30 protein-coding genes and 1 tRNA gene are annotated in these 23,259 nt (G+C 28.4%); 14 read left to right on the plus strand and 17 right to left on the minus strand.

Going from position 1 to position 23,259, the window contains the following annotated elements; all coding sequences use genetic code 11:
• The first annotated feature begins 1 nt into the window (after window position 1).
• The gene (locus SAR11_RS02255) at window positions 2–1,282 is read left to right on the plus strand and encodes an ActS/PrrB/RegB family redox-sensitive histidine kinase (protein WP_011281716.1); all 1,281 of its coding nucleotides are present in this window, start codon (window positions 2–4) and stop codon (window positions 1,280–1,282) included.
• Here SAR11_RS02255 and SAR11_RS02260 read toward each other — a convergent pair.
• Genes SAR11_RS02260 through SAR11_RS02270 form a run of 3 tightly spaced genes read right to left on the minus strand, consistent with a single transcriptional unit; the run spans window position 1,279 to window position 4,579 of the window.
• Window positions 1,279–3,087 carry a cobaltochelatase CobT-related protein gene (locus SAR11_RS02260; RefSeq protein WP_011281717.1) on the minus strand — a complete coding sequence of 603 codons (1,809 nt, stop codon included), beginning with the start codon at window positions 3,085–3,087 and terminating at the stop codon, window positions 1,279–1,281. The two genes, SAR11_RS02255 and SAR11_RS02260, sit on opposite strands and share 4 nt — an antisense overlap.
• Window positions 3,088–4,062 (minus strand): cobaltochelatase subunit CobS, encoded by a 975-nt coding sequence (cobS, locus tag SAR11_RS02265; protein WP_011281718.1) that lies wholly within the window; start codon window positions 4,060–4,062, stop codon window positions 3,088–3,090.
• Complete coding sequence (locus SAR11_RS02270; RefSeq protein WP_006997453.1) at window positions 4,052–4,579, minus strand: J domain-containing protein; 528 nt, start codon at window positions 4,577–4,579, stop codon at window positions 4,052–4,054. The genes cobS and SAR11_RS02270 overlap by 11 nt, the downstream gene beginning before the upstream one ends.
• A gap of 25 nt (window positions 4,580–4,604) precedes the next feature.
• Between SAR11_RS02270 and SAR11_RS02275 the strand changes: the two genes are divergently transcribed.
• The gene (locus tag SAR11_RS02275; protein WP_230470851.1) at window positions 4,605–4,865 is read left to right on the plus strand and encodes a BolA/IbaG family iron-sulfur metabolism protein; all 261 of its coding nucleotides are present in this window, start codon (window positions 4,605–4,607) and stop codon (window positions 4,863–4,865) included.
• Here the strand turns inward: SAR11_RS02275 and aroB are convergent.
• Both aroB and SAR11_RS02285 read right to left on the minus strand, forming a co-directional pair.
• A complete protein-coding gene (gene aroB / locus SAR11_RS02280) occupies window positions 4,854–5,960 on the minus strand; it encodes a 3-dehydroquinate synthase (protein WP_011281720.1) in 1,107 nt (368 codons plus the stop codon). The genes SAR11_RS02275 and aroB overlap by 12 nt on opposite strands.
• Complete coding sequence (locus SAR11_RS02285; RefSeq protein ID WP_011281721.1) at window positions 5,947–6,459, minus strand: shikimate kinase; 513 nt, start codon at window positions 6,457–6,459, stop codon at window positions 5,947–5,949. The genes aroB and SAR11_RS02285 overlap by 14 nt, the downstream gene beginning before the upstream one ends.
• 58 nt (window positions 6,460–6,517) lie before the next feature.
• Between SAR11_RS02285 and SAR11_RS07045 the strand changes: the two genes are divergently transcribed.
• The 5 genes from SAR11_RS07045 to truA are packed head-to-tail and all read left to right on the plus strand — an operon-like array spanning window position 6,518 to window position 10,640.
• The gene (locus SAR11_RS07045; RefSeq protein WP_011281722.1) at window positions 6,518–6,694 is read left to right on the plus strand and encodes a hypothetical protein; all 177 of its coding nucleotides are present in this window, start codon (window positions 6,518–6,520) and stop codon (window positions 6,692–6,694) included.
• Window positions 6,669–8,429 (plus strand): hypothetical protein, encoded by a 1,761-nt coding sequence (locus tag SAR11_RS02290; protein WP_041185776.1) that lies wholly within the window; start codon window positions 6,669–6,671, stop codon window positions 8,427–8,429. The genes SAR11_RS07045 and SAR11_RS02290 overlap by 26 nt, the downstream gene beginning before the upstream one ends.
• Before the next feature lie 26 nt (window positions 8,430–8,455).
• Complete coding sequence (def, locus tag SAR11_RS02295) at window positions 8,456–8,974, plus strand: peptide deformylase (RefSeq protein WP_011281724.1); 519 nt, start codon at window positions 8,456–8,458, stop codon at window positions 8,972–8,974.
• Window positions 8,975–9,907: a methionyl-tRNA formyltransferase gene (gene fmt / locus SAR11_RS02300; protein ID WP_011281725.1), complete on the plus strand. Its 933-nt coding sequence runs from the start codon at window positions 8,975–8,977 to the stop codon at window positions 9,905–9,907.
• Entirely contained in the window at window positions 9,900–10,640 is a 741-nt protein-coding gene (truA, locus tag SAR11_RS02305; protein ID WP_011281726.1) for a tRNA pseudouridine(38-40) synthase TruA, read from the plus strand. Before fmt ends, truA begins: the two co-directional genes overlap by 8 nt.
• On the opposite strand, the gene SAR11_RS02310 is transcribed toward truA, so the two are convergent.
• From SAR11_RS02310 to rpmH, 11 genes are read right to left on the minus strand one after another with little or no spacing between them, the layout of a single operon-like run.
• Entirely contained in the window at window positions 10,630–11,109 is a 480-nt protein-coding gene (locus SAR11_RS02310) for an SET domain-containing protein (protein ID WP_006997444.1), read from the minus strand. The two genes, truA and SAR11_RS02310, sit on opposite strands and share 11 nt — an antisense overlap.
• Window positions 11,110–11,140: 31 nt before the next feature.
• On the minus strand, window positions 11,141–12,070 hold the full coding sequence (locus SAR11_RS02315; RefSeq protein ID WP_011281727.1) for a histone deacetylase family protein: 930 nt from the start codon (window positions 12,068–12,070) through the stop codon (window positions 11,141–11,143).
• A complete protein-coding gene (locus tag SAR11_RS02320) occupies window positions 12,071–12,265 on the minus strand; it encodes a hypothetical protein (RefSeq protein WP_011281728.1) in 195 nt (64 codons plus the stop codon).
• A complete protein-coding gene (dapE, locus tag SAR11_RS02325) occupies window positions 12,265–13,419 on the minus strand; it encodes a succinyl-diaminopimelate desuccinylase (protein ID WP_011281729.1) in 1,155 nt (384 codons plus the stop codon). The genes SAR11_RS02320 and dapE overlap by 1 nt, the downstream gene beginning before the upstream one ends.
• Window positions 13,420–14,247, minus strand: coding sequence for a 2,3,4,5-tetrahydropyridine-2,6-dicarboxylate N-succinyltransferase (gene dapD / locus SAR11_RS02330; protein WP_006997441.1), 828 nt, complete (start codon window positions 14,245–14,247; stop codon window positions 13,420–13,422).
• A 29-nt stretch (window positions 14,248–14,276) separates the two neighbouring features.
• Window positions 14,277–14,948: a pyrimidine 5'-nucleotidase gene (locus SAR11_RS02335; protein ID WP_011281730.1), complete on the minus strand. Its 672-nt coding sequence runs from the start codon at window positions 14,946–14,948 to the stop codon at window positions 14,277–14,279.
• Window positions 14,945–15,811 (minus strand): acetylglutamate kinase, encoded by an 867-nt coding sequence (gene argB / locus SAR11_RS02340; RefSeq protein ID WP_011281731.1) that lies wholly within the window; start codon window positions 15,809–15,811, stop codon window positions 14,945–14,947. The genes SAR11_RS02335 and argB overlap by 4 nt, the downstream gene beginning before the upstream one ends.
• Entirely contained in the window at window positions 15,812–17,488 is a 1,677-nt protein-coding gene (gene yidC / locus SAR11_RS02345) for a membrane protein insertase YidC (RefSeq protein WP_011281732.1), read from the minus strand. It abuts the gene before it with no gap.
• Entirely contained in the window at window positions 17,488–17,739 is a 252-nt protein-coding gene (gene yidD, locus SAR11_RS02350; protein WP_006997437.1) for a membrane protein insertion efficiency factor YidD, read from the minus strand. The genes yidC and yidD overlap by 1 nt, the downstream gene beginning before the upstream one ends.
• On the minus strand, window positions 17,739–18,083 hold the full coding sequence (gene rnpA / locus SAR11_RS02355; protein WP_011281733.1) for a ribonuclease P protein component: 345 nt from the start codon (window positions 18,081–18,083) through the stop codon (window positions 17,739–17,741). The genes yidD and rnpA overlap by 1 nt, the downstream gene beginning before the upstream one ends.
• A 10-nt stretch (window positions 18,084–18,093) precedes the next feature.
• Window positions 18,094–18,258 carry a 50S ribosomal protein L34 gene (gene rpmH / locus SAR11_RS02360; RefSeq protein ID WP_006997435.1) on the minus strand — a complete coding sequence of 55 codons (165 nt, stop codon included), beginning with the start codon at window positions 18,256–18,258 and terminating at the stop codon, window positions 18,094–18,096.
• Between the two features lie 92 nt (window positions 18,259–18,350).
• On the opposite strand from rpmH, the gene SAR11_RS02365 reads away from it, so the two are divergent.
• Complete coding sequence (locus SAR11_RS02365) at window positions 18,351–19,070, plus strand: TVP38/TMEM64 family protein (RefSeq protein ID WP_011281734.1); 720 nt, start codon at window positions 18,351–18,353, stop codon at window positions 19,068–19,070.
• 2 nt (window positions 19,071–19,072) lie between these two features.
• Here the strand turns inward: SAR11_RS02365 and SAR11_RS02370 are convergent.
• Window positions 19,073–19,146 (minus strand) — tRNA-Thr (locus SAR11_RS02370).
• Window positions 19,147–19,247: 101 nt separating this feature from the next.
• Between SAR11_RS02370 and SAR11_RS02375 the strand changes: the two genes are divergently transcribed.
• The 6 genes from SAR11_RS02375 to infA all read left to right on the plus strand — a co-directional run bounded on the left by SAR11_RS02375 (window position 19,248) and on the right by infA (window position 23,258).
• Window positions 19,248–19,445, plus strand: coding sequence for a hypothetical protein (locus tag SAR11_RS02375; RefSeq protein ID WP_006997433.1), 198 nt, complete (start codon window positions 19,248–19,250; stop codon window positions 19,443–19,445).
• A gap of 100 nt (window positions 19,446–19,545) precedes the next feature.
• Window positions 19,546–20,103 (plus strand): dCTP deaminase, encoded by a 558-nt coding sequence (gene dcd / locus SAR11_RS02380; RefSeq protein ID WP_006997431.1) that lies wholly within the window; start codon window positions 19,546–19,548, stop codon window positions 20,101–20,103.
• Window positions 20,104–20,105: 2 nt separating this feature from the next.
• A complete protein-coding gene (gene murA / locus SAR11_RS02385) occupies window positions 20,106–21,359 on the plus strand; it encodes a UDP-N-acetylglucosamine 1-carboxyvinyltransferase (RefSeq protein ID WP_011281735.1) in 1,254 nt (417 codons plus the stop codon).
• Window positions 21,359–21,754, plus strand: a complete 396-nt coding sequence (locus SAR11_RS02390; protein ID WP_011281736.1) for a DUF2948 family protein — start codon at window positions 21,359–21,361, stop codon at window positions 21,752–21,754. The genes murA and SAR11_RS02390 overlap by 1 nt, the downstream gene beginning before the upstream one ends.
• Entirely contained in the window at window positions 21,754–23,040 is a 1,287-nt protein-coding gene (gene hisD / locus SAR11_RS02395; protein WP_011281737.1) for a histidinol dehydrogenase, read from the plus strand. The genes SAR11_RS02390 and hisD overlap by 1 nt, the downstream gene beginning before the upstream one ends.
• Before the next feature lie 2 nt (window positions 23,041–23,042).
• The gene (infA, locus tag SAR11_RS02400) at window positions 23,043–23,258 is read left to right on the plus strand and encodes a translation initiation factor IF-1 (RefSeq protein WP_006997427.1); all 216 of its coding nucleotides are present in this window, start codon (window positions 23,043–23,045) and stop codon (window positions 23,256–23,258) included.
• Window position 23,259 lies beyond the last annotated feature (1 nt).

A 23,259-nucleotide genomic window follows, 5' to 3' on the forward strand; every position in this document is an offset into this window, starting at 1 on the left:
AATGAAGTTTTTCGAAACTTCTAAATATTTTTCATTAAAAAAATCGACCTATATTAATCTAAGATGGATTGCTATTATTGGCCAACTTATAACAGTTAATGTTATTTATTTTTTTTTTGATTTTAGATTTAATCTAATTCTAGAAAATTCAATAATTTTGATTGGAGCGCTAAGCAATCTTTATTTAATCTATATTAACAAAAACACACAATTGTCAGATAAAACAGCATTTCTTTTTTTATCTATTGATATTTTACAACTGAGTTGTTTGATTTATTTAACAGGTGGAATTATAAATCCTTTTTCAATTTTTTTGATTATCCCAGCTATATTTTCCTCATCTAATTTAGGTTTTAGGAGTAATTTATTGTTAGTTAGCCTCACAGTTTTAGTGATTATTTTTCTTACTTTTTTTAACCAACCTTTGCCCTATCCAATTAAAGAACATTTTCACGTAGACAGCTATTATTACTATTCAATTCCAATCGCATTAATTATTGCTTTAATTTTTTTAAATTATTTTGCCTTAACCTTTGGATCAGAATCTAGAATAAGGAAAGAGGCACTGAATAAAATGGAAGAAATCATGTCAAAAGAACATGAGCTATTATCATTAGGAGGACAGGCTGCTGCTGCTGCACATTCATTAGGTACACCGTTTTCAACAATGAAGATTATCTCCACTGATTTATTGGAGCGATTTAAAGATAATGAAGATGTTAAAAAAGATATTGAGTTATTATCCAGTCAATTAGAGAGATGTAGTGAAATTTTAAAAAAATTAACATTAAACCCAATAATCGAAGATAATTTTATTGATCGTGATTTAACAATGGCAGAATACGTAAGTGAAATAGTCAAGTCATTCCAAGAAGTAAGTAAAAAAGATTTTATTGTAAATTATGATCAAAATTCAAATCCACTAAATATAACTAAATCAATAGAAATTATTTATGGACTAAGAAATTTTATCGGTAATGCAAATAAGTTTTCTGAAAATAAGATTTTTATTAATATAAAAAGTGATAGTGATTTCACAGAAGTTATGATTGAAGATGATGGAGAGGGATACCCAAAAGATGTTTTGAGTAAAATTGGAGAGCCTTATATTAAATCTTTTAAGTCTTCAATAAAATCTAAATCTGGATTAGGTCTTGGAATTTTTATAGGCAAAACTTTACTTGAAAAAAATTATGCAAATATTTTATGCAGAAATTCCCAAACAAGAAGTGGGGCTGAAGTAAGTATTAAATGGAAAAATGAAGATCTTTTAAAACTTTAATGTAGTTTTTTTTTATTTTCAAATAAGCCACTCAATTGTGAAACCATAACATCCCCAAGTTCATGCACATCTGTTATTTTAATAGCTTTATTGTAATATCTAGAAACATCATGCCCAATACCGATAGCTAAAATTTCAACGTCACTCTTAGTTTCTATAAATTTAACCATTTTTTTTAAATGTTTTTCTAAAAAATCTCCTGAATTAACTGATAAAGTTGAGTCGTCAACTGGGGCACCATCTGAAATAACCATCAGTATTTTTCTTTCTTCTTTTCTTTTTATAATTCTATTATAGGCCCACGAAATAGCTTCCCCATCAATATTTTCTTTTAATAATCCTTCTTTAAGCATTAAGCCTATATTATTTTTTGCCTGCCTCCACTGTGTGTCTGCACCTTTATAAATTATATGTCTTAAATCATTTAATCTTCCAGGATTTTTTGGCTTATCATTTTTAGTCCAAGCTTCTCTGCTTTTACCACCTTTCCAATTTTTTGTAGTAAAGCCTAAAACCTCTACTTTCACTGAGCATCTTTCTAAGGTTCTAGATAATATATCTGCACAAAGTGCAGCAATTGTTATTGGCCGACCTCTCATGGAACCAGAATTGTCTATTAACAAGGTTACGATTGTGTCCTTAAAATCAAGATCTTTTTCTTTCATAAAAGATAAAGAATTATAAGGATCCATAATTATTCTAGTTAATTTTGAGCTATCTAATAAACCTTCTTCTAAGTCAAACTCCCAAGCTCTATTTTGTTTTGCAAGGAGCTGCCTTTGTAGTTTGTTAGCAAGCTTAGTAATTAAATCTTGAAACCCGACAAGTTGTTGGTCTAAATTTTTTCTTAATTTTTGTGTTTCTTTTATATCTTCTAATATTTCAGCTTTTGCAATTTCATCAAATTCTGTGGTGAATACTTTGTAATCTTGATCAATATTATCAATATTTGTTTTTTGTAAAACACTTTCTGCACTCTCTTTTAAAGAATCTGAATCTTCTAATTGCTCTTCCATCTGCTGGTCGCTTAGATCAAAGCCAGCATCTAAACTAGTCTGGCTATCATCTTGATTATTTTCTTCCTCTTTGTCATCAGACTGGCCGTCATTATCGTTCTCTGATTTATTATCTTGCTCATTTTCTTGTTCATCGTTTTCTTCATTATTTTCTTCATTATTTGAAGCAAAGACATCCATATTCTCTAAAATTTCTGAAAATTTTAAACTATAATTATTTTGATCTTCCAAATTTTTACTTAAAAAATCAAAATGCTTATCAATAGATTCGTCAAATTCTTTCTTCCAAAAATCTAACATTTTTGTAGACACATCATTGAGTTCTAATTTAAAGAATTTGTTTAACATATATAATTCAAAAGCTTCATTCACAGGAACATCTTCTTTATTTTTTAATTGTTCTTTACGATTAGAAAGTATTTTTTGGTTATAATTTTCACTTAAATTTTTTCCAACTCCTTTAAGCATTTTGCCCCCAAGAAGTTCATACCTGATTTTTTCAGCAATATTATATAAAGATTTACAAGAAGGATTATTAGGTAGGTTTTTATTAAATATTTCTTTATTTGAAAATTTTTTCTTTAAGGCTCCAGAGTCAGTTTCTGCTCTTAGTTTAACAAAATCGTTTTTATTTGATAAATTGGTTACATCAAAAAAATCAGTTTTTTTATTACTTAAATCTTTATCTAATTTTTTAACATCTAATTTATAATCTTCAGAAATTACTTTAGCTGTAGAAATTAATGCTTGTTTAAATTGCTCTTTAAAATTGTTTTCTTTTGAGCTCATTTAGATATGAATATTAACCATCGATTCTGGTAATTCTTCTCCAAAACATCTTTGATAATATTCAGCTATTGTATTTTTTTCTATATCGTCACACTTATTCAAAAAAGTGACCCTAAAAGCATAACCTGTGTCTTTGAAAATTTCTGCATTTTCAGCCCAATGAAGTACCGTCCTTGGACTCATTACAGTTGATATATCTCCAGCTATAAAGCCCTTTCTAGTTAAAGATGCAACTTTAATCATGTTAGAGACTTTTTCTTTACCTTTTGGATTGTTTAAATTTTTATTTTTAGCAAGAACGATTTCCATTTCTCTATCAAGACTAAGATAGTTTAAAGATGTTACAATATTCCATCTATCCATCTGCCCTTGGTTAATTTGTTGAGTACCATGGTACAATCCTGTTGTATCCCCTAGACCAACTGTATTTGAAGTCGCAAATAATCTAAAAAATTTATTTTGTTTTATAACTTTATTTTTATCTAAAAGAGTAAAATTACCTTCAGCTTCCAACACCCTTTGAATAACAAACATCACGTCTGGTCTTCCTGCATCATACTCATCAAAAACAAGTGCAACAGGGTTTTGAATGGACCAAGGTAAAATACCTTCTTTAAACTCAGTAATCTGTTTTCCATCTTTTACAACAATTGCATCTTTTCCAATAAGATCAATTCTACTTACATGACTATCTAAATTCACTCTAATACAAGGCCAGTTTAATCTAGCTGCGATTTGTTCAATGTGAGTAGACTTTCCTGTACCATGATAGCCTTGAACCAAGACACGTTTATTAAAAGCAAAACCTGATATGATAGCAAGGGTAGTATCTCTATCAAACTTATAATTTTTATCTATTTCGGGAACGTATTCACTTCTTTTAGAGAAAGCGTCAACTTCCATATCTGAGTCAATTCCAAAACTTTGCTTTAAAGACATTTTAATGTCTGGCTGTATGTTTAAATTAGGTGTCAATTTTTTCCTTATAAGTATTTTTTAGCTGAGTATAAGCTAAAGTAATTAATTTAAGTTTTTCTTCGTATTCTTTATTTCCCAAATTAATATCAGGGTGAAATTTTTTGACAAGAGTTTTGAACTGATCTTGTATTTGTTCCCATTTTTGGCCAACTGAAACACCTAAAATACTAAAAGCTTTAATATCATTAGCATCAAATTTGAATTGATTCATGTGGTTATATTCACCTCTAAGTTTGGTTTTATCAAACTCATCTTTTAAAGTGTTGTTCCATAGAACTTTAAAAAAATTATCTGAAGAGCTAAAGCTCTGAGTGGGTTTATGCCAGGTCATGTCAGACTTTAAAAAATCAAATACTTGCTCATCATCCATTCCTTTAAAATAATTCCAATTTTTATTGAATTCTTTAACATGAGCTAAGCAAAGCAATCTGTAGCGTTTGCTATTATCTTTCTCAATTGGTGCCTTATATTCACCAGTATCAAAGCAATTATTCCAATCACAAATATTTTTCATGCTATATAGTAATAAATTATTATTTATGAATATAAACGAATTAATTAAAATTGTTAAAAATAAACTTGAAGCAAAAATTGTTATACAAGATCTTAAAATCGAAGATAAAAGTTTTTTACATAAAAATCATAAAGGAAATCAAGAAGGAATGTTCCATCTAAAATTAATTATTAAATCTGAAGAGCTTAAAAAATTAAATAAGATAGTATCAACCAAGAAAATCTATAATATTTTAGATCATGAGTTAAAAGAACACATACATTCTATTCAAATACTACTTAGTTAATTCTTTTTTTAAAAAGAGATTAATAGTTTTTTCATTAAACTGTAATTTGTAAACTGGAGAACCTATTCTTTTAAGCAAAACCAGACTAATTTTCTTTGTATTATTTTTTTTATCTTTTCTCATAAAAGATATAATTGTATTTAAATTTTTTATTGAAAAAAATTTATTAATATCTCTTGGAAGATTTAGGTCATTTAAGTGACCATCAATTAATTCAAATTCTTTTTTATTTAAAATTTTATTTAATAAACTAAATCTAGCAGCAGTTTTAACACCGAGGATAACTGCTTCACCATGATTTAATTTTGCTGAATAACGCAGTGTTGCTTCAAAGGCATGAGCAAAAGTATGTCCAAAGTTTAGTATTTTTCTTATACCTAATTCTTTTTCGTCAGCTTCAACTACTTTTTTTTTAATCAAGCAGCTTTGATGAATAGCTGTTTGTATAAAGGGACTTTTTAATTGGATAATTTTTTTTCCATTTTTATTTAAAAAGTAAAAAAATTTTTTTCCATTAATAAGTGAGTGTTTTAAAATTTCACCATAGCCACATACAACTTCTCTTTTTGGTAAAGAGTTTAAAAAGTTAGTATCTGATATAACTAGACTAGGTTGATAAAATGAGCCAATTAAGTTTTTACCATATTTGGTGTTTACACCTGTTTTGCCTCCGATTGATGAGTCGACCTGTGAAAGTAGTGTAGTTGGTATATTTACAAACTTTAAGCCTCGCTTAAAAGTACTTGCTGCAAAGCCTGATACATCACCGGTAATACCACCACCAATAGAAATTAAACAATCATTTCTATTAAAACTTTTTTTTAAAAGAATTGATGTGATTTCATTGACACTTTTTAGATTTTTATTTTTTTCACTCGCATTAAAATAATGAATTGAAACAGATCCTTTTGGTAAAGATTTTAAAGTATCTTTTACTAAATTTTTTGGAATATTTTTGTCAATTACTAGAAGACATTGATTAAAATCAATAGAATTTTCTTTCAAAAATTTATTTACTTTTTTTAAAATATTATTTCCAATAATAATTGAATATTGTTGACTGTTGGTGTTAACTTTTAATTTAATTAAGCCCATATGTTTTTATTATAGTTTTAACTATTTCACTTTTTGTTAATTTATTACAGTTTATTTTAAAATTAGCTTTTGAATATACTTTCTTTCTTTTATTAATAATGGCTTTAATTTCAAGATCAGTTGAATTTGAGGCTAAGGGTCTTTTTTTACTACCTTTAATTCTTTTAATTAAAACTAAATCATCCCAATCGAGCCAAAAAGAAAAATGATTTTTTAAAATATCTTTTCTTATCTTGTCATTAATAAAACTACCTCCACCTAAAGAAACAACAACTTTTTTATGTTTTAAAGACTTAATAGTTATTTTTTCCTCTAAATTTCTAAAGTATGCCTCGCCATTTACTTTAAATATTTCTGAGATGGTCATACCAGCATGTTCTTCAATTAAATTGTCTATATCAATGAATGGAATATTTAATTGTTTCGAAACCATAGCTCCGATAGAAGATTTGCCTGACCCCATCATACCTAAAAAAACGAGGTTTTTATTTGAATTCATAAGCTTTCTTTATTGAAAAAACACAAATATGTCTTAATTTGAAATTACTAAAGAATATATGCAATTTTCAAAAAACACAAGTAATGGGAGTGGTAAAAGTTTATTAATCAAAATAGTATTTGTGCTAATTATTTTTATTGGAGCCATAGTACTACTTGGTAAAATTGAATTTCCATCTCCAAATAAAGACATTGAAAAAATCATCCCTAATGAAAAACTTAAAATTGTTAAGTAAGAACTATTTTTTAGTTATATTATTTTCTTTATTTTTTGGTTTTGCAACCAACTCACAAGAACCAGTGGATATCTGGGAAGTGGGAGAAAAAAAACCTAAAGAAAACTTAATCTTAACAGAAGATGAATTAGAAAAAAATATTCCCCAGAATAGTATTTATGATATGCAATCCCAAAAAGAAGGGGAATTAAGCATAGAAGAAACGCAAACTTTAATTTCAAAAGAAAAAAAATTAATCGGAATTTATGACCCTGCAGAAAATGGGTTGGATATTAATATGTGGTCCAATTCTAACGGAGATCAAATTTTAAATATCTTTAAAAGAATAGATAAATTGGAACTTTCAAGAGATGCTGAAGAGATTTTGGATGTTTTATTATTAACAAATGCACATTATCCAGAAATGAATATTTCAAAAGAACAGTTTTTAGAAATTAAATCAAAGTGGCTTATTAAGCGCTCAAACTTTGACTTGATTGAAAAATATTTATTAAATAATGAGATTATTAATGAACATCCAAAACTTACCAAACACTTAGTAGATCATTATTTGTCTCAATCAGATGTTGAAAAAGCTTGTGAAATTTTTTCTAAAATTAATGAACCGATACAAGATTTATATTTATCTAAATTCAACATTTATTGCTTAATTAATAATAATAAAAGAGATGAAGCTCAATTGCTTATCGATCTTCAATTAGAATTAGGCATTGCAGATAAGTTTTTTAATAAAAAAATTGATTATTTAATGGGGTATAATACAGAACCAGCAACAGAAGTTTCAGAAAAAACAATTTTAGATTTCCATTTATCTCACAGAACGAACCCAGAATTTAAATTTGAACCAAAAAATACTACATCCAGGCAAATATGGAAATATCTATCAACTTCAAATCTATTAGATGATATCAGTGATATTGAACTTACAGATATAGAGAAAATTACGAGTATTGAAAAAGCAACACATGAAGGAAATTATGCAGAAAAAGAATTATTTGAACTTTATAAGAGATTTCAATTTAATATTAATCAATTATTAAATATTAAAGAGTCAACAAAAGTACTCTCAAGAATAGAGACAAGAGCGCTAATTTATCAAGGAATTTTAATTACTACTGAAATTGAGAATAAGTTACAGTTAATGAATGCCCTCAAAAATTCTTTCAAGAATGACGGTATTGAGAATGCATTTAACATAGAATTAAAAAATTTTTTAAAAAATATAGAAGAGAACAAGGTGCCTTCAAATTTTACAACATTTTATCAAGATAATTTAGGTAATGAAGAGACAGAACAAGCAAATATTAAAATAAATAATAAAATTTTACATCAATCAAAATTAATAAATTATTTAAAATTAGAAAAATCTAAAAATGATCCCACAAAAGATATAAATGATTTCTTAAAAAAGATAAAAAAAGATAAAAAATATTTTTTTTCTAAAAAAGATGTAATTTTAGTTGAGACCTTTAAGTCCGATGGTGTCAAGATTTTAGAGAAGTATGATGATTTATACCAAATAAACGATTCAGAAATACCTTCTGATATTCAAATATTTGTTAACAGTGGTGATATGGCTGCTGCATTGCTTAGAATTGTTGAGGTTATAGGGCAGGACAGCTTAAATGCTATTGATGAAGATACGTTATACTTTATTATAAGCACACTTAATCAGCTAAATGCGGATCCACTAAGAAATAAAATACTCTTTAAAGTTCTTCCTTTAAAAGTTTAAAATTTATACTAAAATAATCAACCATAATGTCAGTTAAATCAATTTTAACAGAACCAAATAAACTATTAAGGCAGATTTCTAAACCAGTTGAAAATGTTGGTGATGAAGAAAGAAGACTAATGGATGATATGTTGGATACTATGTATGCAGCACCGGGAATAGGTCTTGCAGCAATTCAAATAGGGGTACCAAAAAGAATTATAGTAATGGATATAAGTAGAGATGAAGACAAAAAGGAGCCAAGATATTTTGTTAATCCAGTAATCAAAAATAAAAATGATATAACGTCAAAATATGAAGAGGGTTGTTTGTCAGTTCCTGATCAGTTTGCTGAAATAGAAAGACCAAATGAATGTGAAGTTGAATATTTAGATTACAATGGAAAAAAACAATTATTAAAAGCAGATGGATTATTGGCTACTTGTATTCAACATGAAATGGATCACTTAGAAGGAGTTTTGTTTATAGATTATTTATCTAAATTAAAAAAATCTATGATAATTAAAAAACTCTCTAAGATTAAGTCGAATAGAATAATCGTTTAAATGACAAAGAAAATTGTCTTCATGGGTACACCATTTTTTGCTGTACCAATTTTAAAATCTTTATATGAAAAAAATTATATAATACCTGCTGTATATACACAGCCACCAAAAAAATCTCAAAGAGGTCAAAAAATAAATAAGTCGCCAATACAAATTGTAGCAGAAGATTATAATATAGATTGTAGAACACCAGACACATTAAAAACAAATAAAGAAGAATATGAATATTTAAAACAACTAGATTTAGATTTAGTAATTGTTGTGGCCTATGGTCAAATAATACCCAAAGAATATTTAAATCTTGCCAAAAAAGGTTTTATAAATATTCACGCCTCCCTTTTGCCAAAGTGGAGAGGTGCTGCACCCATTCAAAGGTCTATTATGAATTTAGAGAAAGAAACAGGAATTAGTATTATGAAAATAGGAGAAAAACTTGATACTGGTCCAGTTGGCAATATTTATAGAATAAAAATTAAAGATAGTGATAATGCAGAAACAATATCAACTAAACTTTCAATTTTAGCTTCAGAAAAAATCATAGAAAATGTAGAAAATATATTTGAAGATAAATTAACATTTAAAGAACAAGATGATACAAGCGCAACCTATGCTTCTAAAATTGAAAAATCAGAGGGTGAAATTAAGTGGAATGATAATGCAGAAAGTATTATTGGAAAAATAAACGGATTATACCCAAGCCCTGGGGCCTTTTTTATTTTTAAAGATGAAAGATACAAAATTTTAAAAGCAGAATTAGGAAATAAAAGTGGTGAGATAGGCGAAGTAATGTCCAATGATTTAGAAATTAGCTGCGGTAACCAAAAATCTATCAAAATTATTGAAATTCAAAGACAAGGAAAAAAGCCTCAAAATATTAATGAATTTGTTCTTGGTTCTCAAATTATAAAAGGCTCAAGAATAACAAATGTTTAGATATCAAGTCTTAATAGAATATATAGGAACTAATTTTGTTGGTTGGCAAATACAATCTAAAGGAAAATCAATTCAAAAAGAAATACAAGTTAAGTTATCAAAATTTTTAAAAGAAAAAGTGGTTTTGATAGGATCTGGAAGAACAGACGCAGGCGTTCATGCAATAGAGCAGTCAGCTCATTTTGATTGCAAAAAAGAAATTCAAAATTTAGATAAGTTATTAAAGTCAATTAATCATTTTATAAATGATAAAGGTATTTCTGTTTTAGCAATTAAAAAAAGAAGTCTAAAATTTCATGCACGACATTCTGCCAAACAAAGAATTTATAAATATATAATTTTTAATAGATTAAGTAAGCCTTCTCTTGAAAAAGAAAGAGGTTGGCACATAATCAAAAAATTAGATATTGAGTTAATGAAAAAAGGATCAAAAAAACTTTTAGGTACTAAAGATTTTTCTACTTTTAGAGCATCAAGCTGTAATGCAAAAAGTCCAATCAAAACTATGAAATCTGTTAATATTAAATCAAAAGATGGAAGAATTGAAATACAATTTAAATCACAATCATTTTTACAACAACAAGTACGATCAATGGTAGGTAGTTTAAAGTACTTAGCTGAAAATAAATGGGATTTAAAAAAATTTGAATTTGTTATTAAATCAAAAAAAAGAATTCTTTGTGCGCCACCAGCACCTGCTGAGGGATTATTTTTAGAAAAAGTTATTTACTAGTTTTTTGTCGACCAATGCTAAATTTTTTATTAATTCTCCATCTAGATTCTGCTCTAACAATATAACCACAACAATTTTTTGACTTACATTTGCATGGAAACTGTTTGTAATCTTCATCATAACCAAAACCATAATCAGCTGTAATCTCTTCACCTTTTTTAATATCTTTTATAGCAACCACCCATAACTTTAAACCTGTCCCGTTATAATCACAATTATTAGAACAAGAGTGATTTATTAAACGTGCTGTGTTCCAAGAAACATCTCCATCCAAGTCATATTTTTTATTCAAATTAAATAAATATATGGGCTTTGCATTATCAAACTTTTGTGACTCTTCAGTTTGTTTCTTAGTGATAATTTTACCAACATAATCAATAATTCTAGTACCTTTTTTGATATCTTTTGCAGCATATAGGCCACGACCTTTTTTATCGATGTCAGATTTTTTAATTTTGTAAAGTTTCATTGTGAGTTCTTTAATGCGTATTGAGAAATTATCAATTAAATTCTAGTAAAGCTTTTACATGCATCTCAGTGCTTTCTTGAAGTGCTTGTAGATCGTATCCACCTTCTAAAATTGACACTACTTTTCCATCACAATATTGTTTTGATAACTCGAGTGTTCTTTTGGTAATATTATAAAAATCTTTTGACTCTAATTGAAGTTGTGCCAATGGATCATCTTTATGAGCATCAAACCCTGCAGAAAGTAAGATAAATTCAGGTTTAAACTCTTTAATTTTATTAAGTACAAATTCATAAGCATTTAAATATTCTTCGGAAGTTGTTCCTGCTGGCAAAGGAATATTTAATATATTGTTATGTTTTCCTTTTTCATCATTAGTGCCTGAGCCTGGGTAATAAGGGTATTGATGAGTAGAAATATATAGAACTTTTTCATTATCATAAAAAATATCTTGAGTGCCGTTTCCATGATGCACATCAAAATCAATAATTGCTATTTTTTTAAGTTTATATTTATTTATAAGATAATTGGCTCCAACAGCGACATTGTTATAAATACAAAAACCCATAGCTTTATTTTTCTCTGCATGATGTCCTGGAGGTCTAACGGCACAAAAAGCATTTTTAAAATCTTTATTTTGAACACCATCAATAGCTGTAATGATTGAACCTACTGCATCTAATGTAGCATCCTTACTTCCTGGGGAGACAATCGTGTCTCCATCTAAAAAGGATAATCCTTTTTCAGGAAAAGATTTTTCTACGAAATTTATATAATCGGAATTGTGAGTTATTTCTAAAAGTGATCGGTTAAATTTTGAAGGTTTTTTCCAAATTAAATTTTTATTATCCAATTTTTTGAAATTATCAATAACTACTGTAACTCTATCAATTTTCTCTGGATGACCGTCGCCCGTATTGTGATTTTGATAAGTATCAGAGGTTATTAAACCAGTTTTCATTTAAGATAGATATTCTTGGTAAATAGTTTCTCGTTCTACTTTTGGCATTCCTTTGGTTCTTTCTACAAACTCATTACGTTGCTCTCTATTTTTAAAAACAAAAAAACAAACTGTATCTTTAGAGTGATAAATAGCTTTTAATTCATCATCAATATCATTCAGTTCTTTAGGAATATCTGTTTTAATGCAAATCATTAAAAGTAATTTTTAAGAATTTCAGAATATATCTTTGTTAACTTTTTTAAGTCTGAAATAGATACTGCCTCATCTACTTTGTGCATTGTTTTACCTACTAAACCAAATTCTAAACATGGAGCAATTTTTCTAATAAATCTTGCATCTGAAGTTCCACCTGTTGTAGACAATTGAGGTTTAATTTTTGTAATTTTTTTTATTACATCTTGAATCATGTAAGTTGTTTTATTGGGCTTAGTTAAAAAAGCTTCACCTGATACACGATATTCTACTTTAAAATTAGACTTATCCTTTTTAGTAATTTTTTTGAAAATTTTATTTAATCTATTCTTTAAGCTAGAAGATGTATGTTTATTATTAAATCTTATGTTGAAAGTGGCTCTTGCAAGTCCTGGAATAACATTATCAGCTGTATTATTGATATTAATTTTAGTTACCTCTAAATTTGTAGGCTGAAAGTCTTTTGTTCCTTTATCAAATTTTATTTCTTTTATTTCATTTAGTATTTTTATTAATGAAGTCGATGGATTTTTAGCACGATGAGGATATGCAACATGACCTTGAGTTCCAATTATAGTTAATTCAGCATTGATACTTCCTCTTCTACCAATTTTAATCATTTCACCAAGTTTATTAGGGTTTGTTGGCTCACCAACTAAGCAAAAATCTATTTTTTCTTTTTTCTTTTTTAAGTAATCAACTACTTTTTTAGTACCATTAATTGCAACACCTTCTTCATCACCAGTAATTAATAAACTAATTGATCCATTAATTTTTTTATTAGTTAATACATAGTTGTTTACAGCAACAACCCAGCTTGCAATTGCACTTTTCATATCATTAGCACCTCTACCAATAAGATGATTTTTTTTAATAGTTGGACTAAAAGGTTTAATCGTCCAATCTTGTATATTTCCGGGAGGCACTACATCCAAATGACCAGCAAACATAAAGTTTGGTTGAGTATTACCCAATCTTGCATATAGGTTTTTAACTGGTTTAGAGTTTTTATCTTTAAACTCTAAAATCTTACATTTAAATCCAATAGTAGTTAATTTTTTAGCTAAGAATTTCATTACCCCAGCATCAATTGGTGTAATGCTTGGAAATCTTATTAGCTCTTTAGCTAATGTGATTTCATTATAAGTTGGCATTTAGTCTCTTAATAAGTCGTTAATAGAAGTTTTAGATCTAGTTTTTTCATCAACTTGTTTAATAATTACTGCACAATATAAAGCAGGACCTTTACCATCTTTACTAGGAATGCTACCTGGAACTATTACTGAGTATGGTGGAATTTTTCCATAAATTACTTCACCAGTTTCTCGATAAACAATTTTTGTAGATTGACCAATAAATACACCCATAGATAATACAGATCCTTCTCCAACAATTACTCCTTCAACTATTTCTGAACGAGCTCCAATAAAGCAATTGTCTTCGATGATAGTAGGGTTAGCTTGCATTGGCTCTAATACACCTCCAATTCCAGCACCACCTGATATGTGACAGTTCTTTCCTATTTGTGCACAAGACCCTACAGAAGCCCAAGTGTCCACCATAGTTCCTTCATCTACATAAGCTCCAATATTTACAAAGCAAGGCATTAGTACTGCATTCTTTCCAATAAAAGATCCTTTTCTAACTGGAGAATTTGGAACCATTCTAAAACCAGCTTTTATATGATCTTCCTTAGTCCAATTTGCTGTTTTACCTTTTAATAAATGAGATTTATCATACCAACTACTATACGGGCCGCTTAATGAATCCATATCATGAGTTCTAAAACTTAACATTATTGCTTTTTTAACCCACTGATTAACTACCCACTCATTGCCATTTTTTTCAGCAACTCTTAGCTCACCTTTATCAACAAGTTCAATTGTTTGGTTGATAGCATCTAATATAGATTTATCAGATTGACCATTTATGGAATCTTTATTTTCCCAAGCTGTATTAATAATGCTTTCAAATTCTTTCATAGTTTTATTTTATCTTTAGTAGGTTAGTTTTATTGTGCTTTTAATATATTAATTTCTTGAAGAAAAGAAGGCAAGTTCTTAATCTTATAATCAATATATGGTTTATCGGCATCTTTTTTTGCAAATACTTCATCATTCTCAAGCCAACAAGTTTTCATTCCTAAATTTTTCGCTTGTTCTAAATTATGAGCAATATCTTCGATTAATATTGATTTTGTTGGATCAAGCTCAAATTTTTCTACTATCTTTTCATAAGGTTCAATTTTTGGTTTTGGAATAAAATTTGCATCAACAATATCAAACGCTCCATCAAACAAACCATCTATACCTAGTTGTTTAGTTACATTTTCAACATGAGCGTGAGAACCATTAGTAAAAATATATTTCTTTTCTTTTATTTTAATTAATTCTTCTCTTAATATCTCATCTTTAGGAAGCCAGCTAATATCAATATCATGAACAAATTCCAAAAATTCATGTGGATCAATTTTATCGTGACTCATTAATCCAGATAATGTCGTTCCATATTCATAGAAGTATTTTTTTTGAATTTCTCTTGCTTTAATTAAATCGACATTAAATTTCTTTGAAATAAAAGAAGACATCTTTTTATCAACTTCAGAAAAAACCTTTGTTTGTCCAGAATACAAAGTATTATCTAAGTCGAATAGCCAGTATTTAGTATCAATTAAATTTTTCATTCTCTAATTAAAGTTCCTGAACCTTTATCAGATAATAGTTCAAAAAGGAGTGAGTGATTTTTTCTGCCATCAATTATTACAACTGCCTTAACTCCATTACTTGCAACATCTAGACAATTCTTAATTTTAGGTATCATTCCACCAGAAATTACTTCTTGATCAATTAATTCATTAGCTTTTTTAGAATTAATTTCAGGGATTAGTTTTTTTTCACTGTCTAATACGCCCTCAACATCACTAATAATCATTAATCTTCTAGCTTTTAGTTCAATTGCAATCGATCCTGCAGTAGTATCTGCATTTATATTAAAGGTCTGATTATCTTTATCCAAACCTAAGGGTGCAATGACTGGTACTTTGTTTGCTTTTATTATTTCAGTTAAGAACTCTTTGTTAATCCCAGTAGGCCTTCCCACAAATCCAAGGTCTTTGTTTTCTTGTACGACAGTAATTATATTATTTTCTTTTGAGGTAATTCTTTTTGCTTTGCAATCTAACTCATTTAAAGCTTCAACAATCTCTTTATTAAATTCGATTAATACATCCTCAACTATGTTGATCGTATCTTTATCAGTAACTCTTAGTCCGTTAATAAAATTGCTTTTAATATTAACTTCTAAAAGCTTACTATTAATTCTTTTTCCACCTCCATGAACAATTATAGGATTGAAACCAAGTTTTTTTAAAACGACTACATCTTCAATAAAAACTTTAAATAATTTTGGATCAACTAAAACACTGCCACCACACTTAATGATAATAAATTCATCATTATATTTTTCTAAATATTTTTTTACTTCTTCAACTGTTGGGCCATCTTTGGGTAGGATATTTATTAATTCTTCTTCTCTTAACGATGACATTTATGTTGTTTTGATAGTCATTTTTCTTTGAACAATATATTGTTGTATCATTGTGAAGATGTTGTTGAAGCTCCAGTAGATAACAAGACCTGCAGGAAATGGTGCAAGAATTACAGTTAAAAATACTGGAAAGAACATAAATATTTTAGCCTGTATAGGATCTGGTGGCGTTGGGTTAAGCTTTTGCTGTATCCACATTGTGATACCCATAATAATAGGCCACGCACCTATTAATAAGAAAGAAGGTGGATCCCAAGGAATTAAACCAAAAACATTGAATAAAGATGTTGGATCTCTATCACTTAAGTCATGTATCCATCCATAAAATGGCATGTGTCTCATTTCAATGGTTACAAATAATACTTTATATAGTGCAAAGAAAACAGGAATCTGAACCAGAATAGGCAGACAACCGCTCATAGGATTAACTTTTTCTTTTTTATAAAGAGCCATCATTGCTTGTTGTAATTTCATTTTGTCATCCTTGTGCAATTCTTTCAGACGAGCCATTTCAGGTGCTAATAACTTCATTTTACCCATAGACTTAAAACTAAAGTTGGCAAGAGGAAAGAAAGCCAATCTAATGCAAATAGTGACAGCAATAATTGCTAAACCGTAATTACCAAGCAATTTAAAGAAGTAATCTAATACAAAGAATAAAGGTTTTGTGATGAAATACATAAAACCCCAATCAATCGCTAGATCAAATTTGTTGATATTTAAATTTTCAGCATAACCATCAATGACGTTTACTCTTTTAGCAGCAACTATAATTTGAATTTTTTCTTCTATAGAGCTGTTTGCTTTAACTTCAATACCTTTGGTAGATATGTAATTTGCTCTGAATTTATTTTTATAGTCAAAAGTTGTTTTAAACTCTTTACCCTTTGGTGGTATAACTGATGTAACCCAAAACTTGTCTGAAATAGCAACAAATCCATCTTGTGCGATTTGAGTAAATTTTTTATCCTGGATATCGTCGTAATCTTCCTCAATTAATTCATCATCAAGTACAGATAAAAACCCTTCATGCAAAATATAAAAACCAGATATTTCTGGTAATTCGTTTCTAATTATTTGCCCATAGGAGTAAAAATTATAAGATTTATCTGATGAGTTAATTATTTTTTCTTTTACAGTAAATAAAAATTGATCATCTAGACTTATATGTTTTTCAAATGTAATCCCTTGAGTATTACTCCATGTTAGCTTTACAGGATTATTATTAGTTAATTTGTTATTTCCTGAAACTTCCCAGACGGTAGAAGCATCAGGTATATCTATATTTTTATTAGTGCTTACAAAGCCACTTTCAATTAAATAACCATCTTCAACATTTCTTGGGCTTAATAAGGTTATTTTTTCATTTCTATTAAGTTCAATATTGTACTCTTTAAAAGTCAGATCATCTATCGCCGCACCCTTTAAAGAAATTGACCCAACAACACTTCCATTTTCAAATTGAATTCTATCATTTTCTTTTAAAGCATCTGCTCTTGAAAGTTTTGAAAAATTTTCATTTTTATCTAAGCTAGGAGTGTCTTCATTATTTTCAATTTTATTTTGTTCAGCTAGATTTTTTTTAATAGTTGCAGGGTCAGGCTGAAAAAAAAGAGAGTATAAAATAATTACCGCTGCTGATAAGGATATTGCTGCGATTACGTTTCTAGTATCCATTATTTCTTAGCCTTGAATTCTTTATTTACTGGATCAAATCCTTCACCACCACCCAATATCTTAATAGGATGACATGAAAATATTCTTTTAGTACTTTTTGAGATTGCCTTAACAAGCCCATATGTTCTTAAACATTCAATTGTATATTCTGAGCAAGTTGGAAGATATCTGCACGAAGGAGTTAAGTAGGGGCTAATAACCATTTTATAAAATTTGATCAGGCCAATTAAAATGTTTGATATAATATTCATTACTTAATCTTTTCTATGTCTTGGAATAAAGTATCTTTTATTATCGCATATTCATTGTTTAGCATAGTTATTTTCGCAATCACAAGGTAAGAATAATTAAAGTTTATAGACACTTTTTTTATAGCTTCGTTCATTATATTTCTTAATCTTCTTTTAATTTTATTTCTCTTTACAGCACTACGGATTAGTTTTTTTTTAGCTACAAAGCTAATATTTAATTTTTTATTATCTTTATCTGCAAGAGGACCAAAAAAGAGAGTGATATATTTATTTGAGATTTTTTTTTTCTTAAGTAAATTTTTAAAATCTTCGTTTTTAGAAAGAGCAACAATTTTGCTTTTCATTTATTTTGAACTATTTACCCTGAGGTTTTTTTTGAGTGGATGACACTGTAAGGTTTTTACGTCCCTTATCACGTCTTCTCTTAATAAGTTTCTTCCCACCTTTAGTTGCCATCTTTGATCTGAAGCCATGCTTCTTAAGACGTTTTCCAACTTTGGGCTGATATGTTCTTTTCATAGGATTTATTTAAGTTTTTTTAAATTTCGCCCTTTATAGTAATTATATGTATAAATAGCAAATAGAAGATTTTATAATACGACCAATAAATTATGGAAAAATCAAAAAAAGTTAAGATAACTTTAGGTTTATTTTATCTTCTAGTTGTTTCATCATTTTTATACTTTTTTTTATCAAAATTCACCCTCGAAGAATTAACAAGCTATGAATTTATTAAAAACAATAGAGATTATTTTTTTGGATTAAAACAAACTAATTTATTTTTAATTTCTTTAATATTTTTAACAGCCACAATTATCTGGGTTGTGATGGCTGGATTTGGTTTGCCAGTTGCACTCTTAGCAGGGTTTATTTTTGGCAAGTGGCTTGGAACGATTATTCTAATAATTGGAATGACTATTGGTGCAACAATTTTATACATCATTGGAAATTATTTTTTTAAAGAAATTATTAAAGAAAAGTTTTTAAATAGATTTAAAAATTTAGAAGTAAAATTTAAAAAATCAGAATTTATTTATCTTTTAGCTTATAGATTTATTGGAGGCATTCCTTTTGCATTATCAAATGTGTTACCTTGTATTTTTAATGTTAGAGTGAGTAATTTTTTTTGGGCAACATTAATAGGATTAACTCCACCACTATTTTTAGTTGTTTCAATTGGAAGTGGACTTGAAAAAATCATAGAACAAAACTTAGAAGCTCCTAGAATCATTGATTTGATATATTCACCAGATATCTACATTCCAATGATTGCTTTTGGAGCTTTATTAGTAGCTGCAATTGTTGCTAGAAAAATATTCTACAAAAAATAATTTGGTGCCCCCACCAAGAATCGAACTTGAAATTTATCCTTACCATGGACATGTTATGCCATTTAACTATAGGGGCTAATTTGTTATTTTATTGAAGTATTTCTATAATAAATCATTTTTTCAAAAAATTGCCTTAATTTTTTTCATATAATGATTTATACCTACGGAGGAAATTTTATGGGCATTCATTACGATTATAAATCTACTAAAGGCAATAAGCTTATGGAGAAGCAGGCAAAGAGAGAAAAAAAGCTTGCTGAAAAAAAAGCAAAACGTGAAGCTAAAGAAGGACCAAAAGTTCAAGAAGAACCAGAGAAAACTTTAGATGCATCAAAGCCTATCACTTTAGATTTTTTAACTAATCCAGACAAATAATGAATGATAAAGAAAAAAATGAGAAGTTAAGTCTGGCTCTTAGAAAAAATTTAAAAAAAAGAAAAATTTTTCAAAAAAAAAATAAGAAGAAAAGTAAATAATGTCAGTACTTTCTGATAAATCTATAAGGAAGTTAGCAGTTGAGCAGTCAATGATTTCTCCTTTTATAGATAAGCAAGTCAGGGATGGTAAAATTTCTTATGGACTTAGTTCATTTGGCTATGATGCAAGAGTAGGAGATGAATTTAAGATATTTCATAATGTTAATTCTTCTATCGTTGACCCTAAGGAGTTTAGTTCAGATAATTTTGTAACCAAAAAAAGCTCTGATTATATTATCATTCCTCCTAATTCTTTCGCTCTTGGAACCACTATTGAAGTCTTTAAAATACCAAGAGATATTATGTGTATTGTTGTTGGTAAGAGCACATATGCAAGAACAGGAATCATAGTTAATGTAACTCCAATTGAATCTGAGTTTTTTGGAACAGTTACTCTTGAGTTTTCTAATACCACACCGCTACCTGCAAAAATTTATGCAAATGAAGGTGTTGCACAATTTTTATTTCTAAAAGGAGATCAGTCTCCAGAAACTTCATACGCTGACCGTAAAGGAAAATATATGGGTCAAACTGGAGTAACTTTACCAAAAGTATAATCATGAAAAAATTGGAAGTCTTTGGGGCAGCAAAGCTCAAGGGACAAATTAGAATTTCAGGTTCTAAAAATGCATCCCTTCCTATTTTAGCTGCAACATTATTATCAAATAAAAAGATATCTTTAGCAAACCTCCCACGGGTAAAAGATATTGAAACAATGATACTTTTATTAAAGTCATTAGGTTCAATTATTGAAGATAATAAAAAAGAATTGATTATCAAAAATACCAAGCAAACAAAAACTTTTGCAGCTTATAGTTTGGTTAAAACTATGAGAGCAGGAATATTAGTTTTAGGACCATTACTTGCTAAATTTGGTAAAGCAAAAGTTTCATTACCTGGCGGCTGCGCAATAGGGACAAGACCTGTTGATATTCATTTGCAAGCTCTATCAAAACTTGGAGTTAAATATAAAATTATCCAAGGTTATGTGCATGCTAATGCACCCAAAGGATTAATAGGAGCAAATATAAAATTTCCTAAAGTTTCAGTTGGTGCTACAGAAAATTTAATTATAGCCGCATGTTTAGCTAAAGGAAAAACAACTTTATCAAATTGTGCGATTGAACCTGAGATTAAAGATTTAGTTAATTTTTTAATTAATATGGGGTGTAATATTAAGTGGACTGCAAAGAGAACGGTTAGAATTGAAGGAGTGAACAATCTTAAAGAATTAGATTACTCAGTAATGCCGGATAGAATAGAGGCTGGAACTTATTTAATAGCTGCAGCATTAACTGAAGGAAATTTGAAAATTACTGGAATTGATCCTAAGATAATAAGTACAGAAATTAATATCTTAAAAAAAGTAGGATCAAAAATTACTTTAAAAAAAAATGAAATCCTTATTCAAGGAAGTAAAAAGATTAAAAATATAAATATTAAAACATCTCCTTATCCAGGGTTTCCAACAGATTTGCAGGCACAAATGATGGTATTATTATGTAAGGCTAATAAAAGATCTCATATTAAAGAAGAAATATTTGAAAATAGGTTTATGCACGTTGCAGAGCTTAATAGAATGGGAGCTAAAATTTCTATTAATGGAAATCAAGCAAGCATAGAAGGAAATATCAAATTTGAAGCAGCAGAATTAATGGCCACAGATTTAAGAGCCTCTGTATCTTTAATTCTTGCAGCTCTTGCAGCTAAAGGAAAATCAGTAATTAATAGAATATATCACCTTGATAGGGGCTATGAAGATATAGAGAAGAAATTAAAAAAAGTAGGGGCTAAAATTAAGAGAATTAATTAATGGATAAAAAATATTTATCAAAAATTATAGCTACAGATAATGAGGGATTACAAGTAATCTCAGCATGTTGCTCTGGAGCTGAAGTTAAAGTTAATGAAATTAAGTATCTTCAGAAAAACAAAGTTTTTCTATTATCATTAAAAAGATCTAAAGTAGAAACGGAAGAACAAGATAAAAAAATTATTAGTATTTGCAAATTTGAATTTGTAGATAGAGTTAAATCTAAAAATATTAAACAAAACGACCCTGAGGAAAAATTAGAGTTAATTGGGATGGATTATTTAAAAAATAATGACAATTATGAGATAAACTTAATGTTTACAAACAATGCATATATTACATTATCGACAGAAATAATTGAAGTAACTTTAGATGACCAAAACAAAGCTGATTAATGATTAAGATATTAGATAGTAAAAATAAAAACTTTGATAAAACTTTAGACGCATTACTGTCTAAACGAAAAAATAAAGTCCAACTTAATTCAGTTTCAGTTATTAAAATTATTAAAGATGTTAAGAAAAATGGAGATAAAGCTATTTTAAAGTATGAAAAGAGATTTAATAAAAATAGTATTATTGCCCCAAGCATAAAACAAATTAATAGAGCTATTCAGTCTTTAGATCAAAAAGTTAAAAAGGCAATCGATCTTGCTTATGATAGAATTTATAAATTCCATTCATTACAAAAATTTAAAAACATTTCTTATACAGACAAACTAAAAAATAAATTAGAGTATAAATACGTACCTATTGAATCAGTTGCAATTTATGTACCTGGTTCAACAGCTTCATATCCTTCCAGTGTTTTAATGAATGCAGTACCTGCAATTGTTGCTGGAGTGAAAAGACTAGTTATGGTTAATCCAGGTCAAAAAGGTAAACAAAATCCTGCGGTATTATATGCTGCTAAAAAATGTAAGATTAAAGAGATTTATTCAATTGGAGGACCATCTGCTATTGCAGCTGTTGCATATGGTACTAAGAAAATCAAAAAAGTTGACAAAATTATTGGCCCTGGAAATTCTTATGTAGCTGCAGCAAAAAAAGAAGTATTTGGAGATGTTGGAATTGAAGGAATGATTGCAGGTCCTTCTGAAGTGACAATTGTTTGTGATAAGTTTTCAAATCCTGAATGGATAGCGAGCGATCTAATAGGTCAAGCAGAACACGATAACCTTGCTCAATGTATTTTAATTTCAAAAGACAAATCAATTATTAAAAAAGTTAATTATGAAATTATCAATCAATTAAAAGAATTGCCTAGAGCAGTGATTGCAAAAAATAGTCTACTTAATAATGGAATTTTAATTTATATGCCGTCTGACCAAAAAATTATTAACACAGTAAATAAAATTGCTCCTGAGCACTTAGAGCTTAATACTAAGAACTATAAAAAGGTAGTGAGTAAGATTAAAAATGCAGGATCTATCTGTTTAGGAAAATATGCTGTAATGGCAATGACAGATTATAATGTTGGCTCTAATCATGTATTGCCAACCAATTCCTCAGCAAGATATTCAAGTGGAGTTAGTGTTAATGAATTTTATAAAAGAATTTCATATATAAACCTATCAAAAAAAGGGATTGAAACCCTTGGTCCATCAGTTATAACACTTGCAAACTACGAGGGTTTAGTGGGACACGCTAAGTCGGTAGAAAAAAGAATTAGGAGAAAATAAATTTGTCAAAACAAGAAATGCTGTCGTTCTCAGGAATTGTTGAGGATTTATTACCAAATGCAATGTTTAGAGTAAAATTAGAAAACGGCCATATTGTTACAGCTCATGCTGCAGGCAAATTGCGTAAGAACAGAATTAGAGTACTTCAAGGTGATAAGGTTCAAGTCGAAATGACACCTTACGATTTGACCAAAGGTCGTATCACTTTTAGAGGTTAAT

This window comes from Candidatus Pelagibacter ubique HTCC1062 (assembly GCF_000012345.1).
GTDB lineage: Bacteria > Pseudomonadota > Alphaproteobacteria > Pelagibacterales > Pelagibacteraceae > Pelagibacter > Pelagibacter ubiqueversans.

Excerpts from the sequence above, each read along its gene's own strand:
- SAR11_RS02260 (WP_011281717.1), bottom strand. The coding sequence starts at position 3,087 with ATGAGCTCAAAAGAAAACAATTTTAAAGAGCAATTTAAACAAGCATTA.
- SAR11_RS02320 (WP_011281728.1), bottom strand. The coding sequence starts at position 12,265 with ATGATTTGCATTAAAACAGATATTCCTAAAGAACTGAATGATATTGAT.
- rpmH (WP_006997435.1), bottom strand. The coding sequence starts at position 18,258 with ATGAAAAGAACATATCAGCCCAAAGTTGGAAAACGTCTTAAGAAGCAT.
- SAR11_RS02315 (WP_011281727.1), bottom strand. The coding sequence starts at position 12,070 with ATGAAAACTGGTTTAATAACCTCTGATACTTATCAAAATCACAATACG.
- SAR11_RS02390 (WP_011281736.1), top strand. The coding sequence starts at position 21,359 with ATGGATAAAAAATATTTATCAAAAATTATAGCTACAGATAATGAGGGA.
- SAR11_RS02285 (WP_011281721.1), bottom strand. The coding sequence starts at position 6,459 with ATGAATTCAAATAAAAACCTCGTTTTTTTAGGTATGATGGGGTCAGGC.
- SAR11_RS02270 (WP_006997453.1), bottom strand. The coding sequence starts at position 4,579 with ATGAAAAATATTTGTGATTGGAATAATTGCTTTGATACTGGTGAATAT.
- fmt (WP_011281725.1), top strand. The coding sequence starts at position 8,975 with ATGACAAAGAAAATTGTCTTCATGGGTACACCATTTTTTGCTGTACCA.
- SAR11_RS02255 (WP_011281716.1), top strand. The coding sequence starts at position 2 with ATGAAGTTTTTCGAAACTTCTAAATATTTTTCATTAAAAAAATCGACC.
- SAR11_RS02290 (WP_041185776.1), top strand. The coding sequence starts at position 6,669 with ATGAAAAACTTAAAATTGTTAAGTAAGAACTATTTTTTAGTTATATTA.
- rnpA (WP_011281733.1), bottom strand. The coding sequence starts at position 18,083 with ATGAAAAGCAAAATTGTTGCTCTTTCTAAAAACGAAGATTTTAAAAAT.
- argB (WP_011281731.1), bottom strand. The coding sequence starts at position 15,811 with ATGTCATCGTTAAGAGAAGAAGAATTAATAAATATCCTACCCAAAGAT.
- def (WP_011281724.1), top strand. The coding sequence starts at position 8,456 with ATGTCAGTTAAATCAATTTTAACAGAACCAAATAAACTATTAAGGCAG.
- murA (WP_011281735.1), top strand. The coding sequence starts at position 20,106 with ATGAAAAAATTGGAAGTCTTTGGGGCAGCAAAGCTCAAGGGACAAATT.
- dapD (WP_006997441.1), bottom strand. The coding sequence starts at position 14,247 with ATGAAAGAATTTGAAAGCATTATTAATACAGCTTGGGAAAATAAAGAT.
- aroB (WP_011281720.1), bottom strand. The coding sequence starts at position 5,960 with ATGGGCTTAATTAAATTAAAAGTTAACACCAACAGTCAACAATATTCA.
- truA (WP_011281726.1), top strand. The coding sequence starts at position 9,900 with ATGTTTAGATATCAAGTCTTAATAGAATATATAGGAACTAATTTTGTT.
- hisD (WP_011281737.1), top strand. The coding sequence starts at position 21,754 with ATGATTAAGATATTAGATAGTAAAAATAAAAACTTTGATAAAACTTTA.
- SAR11_RS02275 (WP_230470851.1), top strand. The coding sequence starts at position 4,605 with ATGAATATAAACGAATTAATTAAAATTGTTAAAAATAAACTTGAAGCA.
- SAR11_RS02375 (WP_006997433.1), top strand. The coding sequence starts at position 19,248 with ATGGGCATTCATTACGATTATAAATCTACTAAAGGCAATAAGCTTATG.
- dapE (WP_011281729.1), bottom strand. The coding sequence starts at position 13,419 with ATGCCAACTTATAATGAAATCACATTAGCTAAAGAGCTAATAAGATTT.
- SAR11_RS07045 (WP_011281722.1), top strand. The coding sequence starts at position 6,518 with ATGCAATTTTCAAAAAACACAAGTAATGGGAGTGGTAAAAGTTTATTA.
- yidC (WP_011281732.1), bottom strand. The coding sequence starts at position 17,488 with ATGGATACTAGAAACGTAATCGCAGCAATATCCTTATCAGCAGCGGTA.
- SAR11_RS02335 (WP_011281730.1), bottom strand. The coding sequence starts at position 14,948 with ATGAAAAATTTAATTGATACTAAATACTGGCTATTCGACTTAGATAAT.
- SAR11_RS02365 (WP_011281734.1), top strand. The coding sequence starts at position 18,351 with ATGGAAAAATCAAAAAAAGTTAAGATAACTTTAGGTTTATTTTATCTT.
- dcd (WP_006997431.1), top strand. The coding sequence starts at position 19,546 with ATGTCAGTACTTTCTGATAAATCTATAAGGAAGTTAGCAGTTGAGCAG.
- SAR11_RS02310 (WP_006997444.1), bottom strand. The coding sequence starts at position 11,109 with ATGAAACTTTACAAAATTAAAAAATCTGACATCGATAAAAAAGGTCGT.
- yidD (WP_006997437.1), bottom strand. The coding sequence starts at position 17,739 with ATGAATATTATATCAAACATTTTAATTGGCCTGATCAAATTTTATAAA.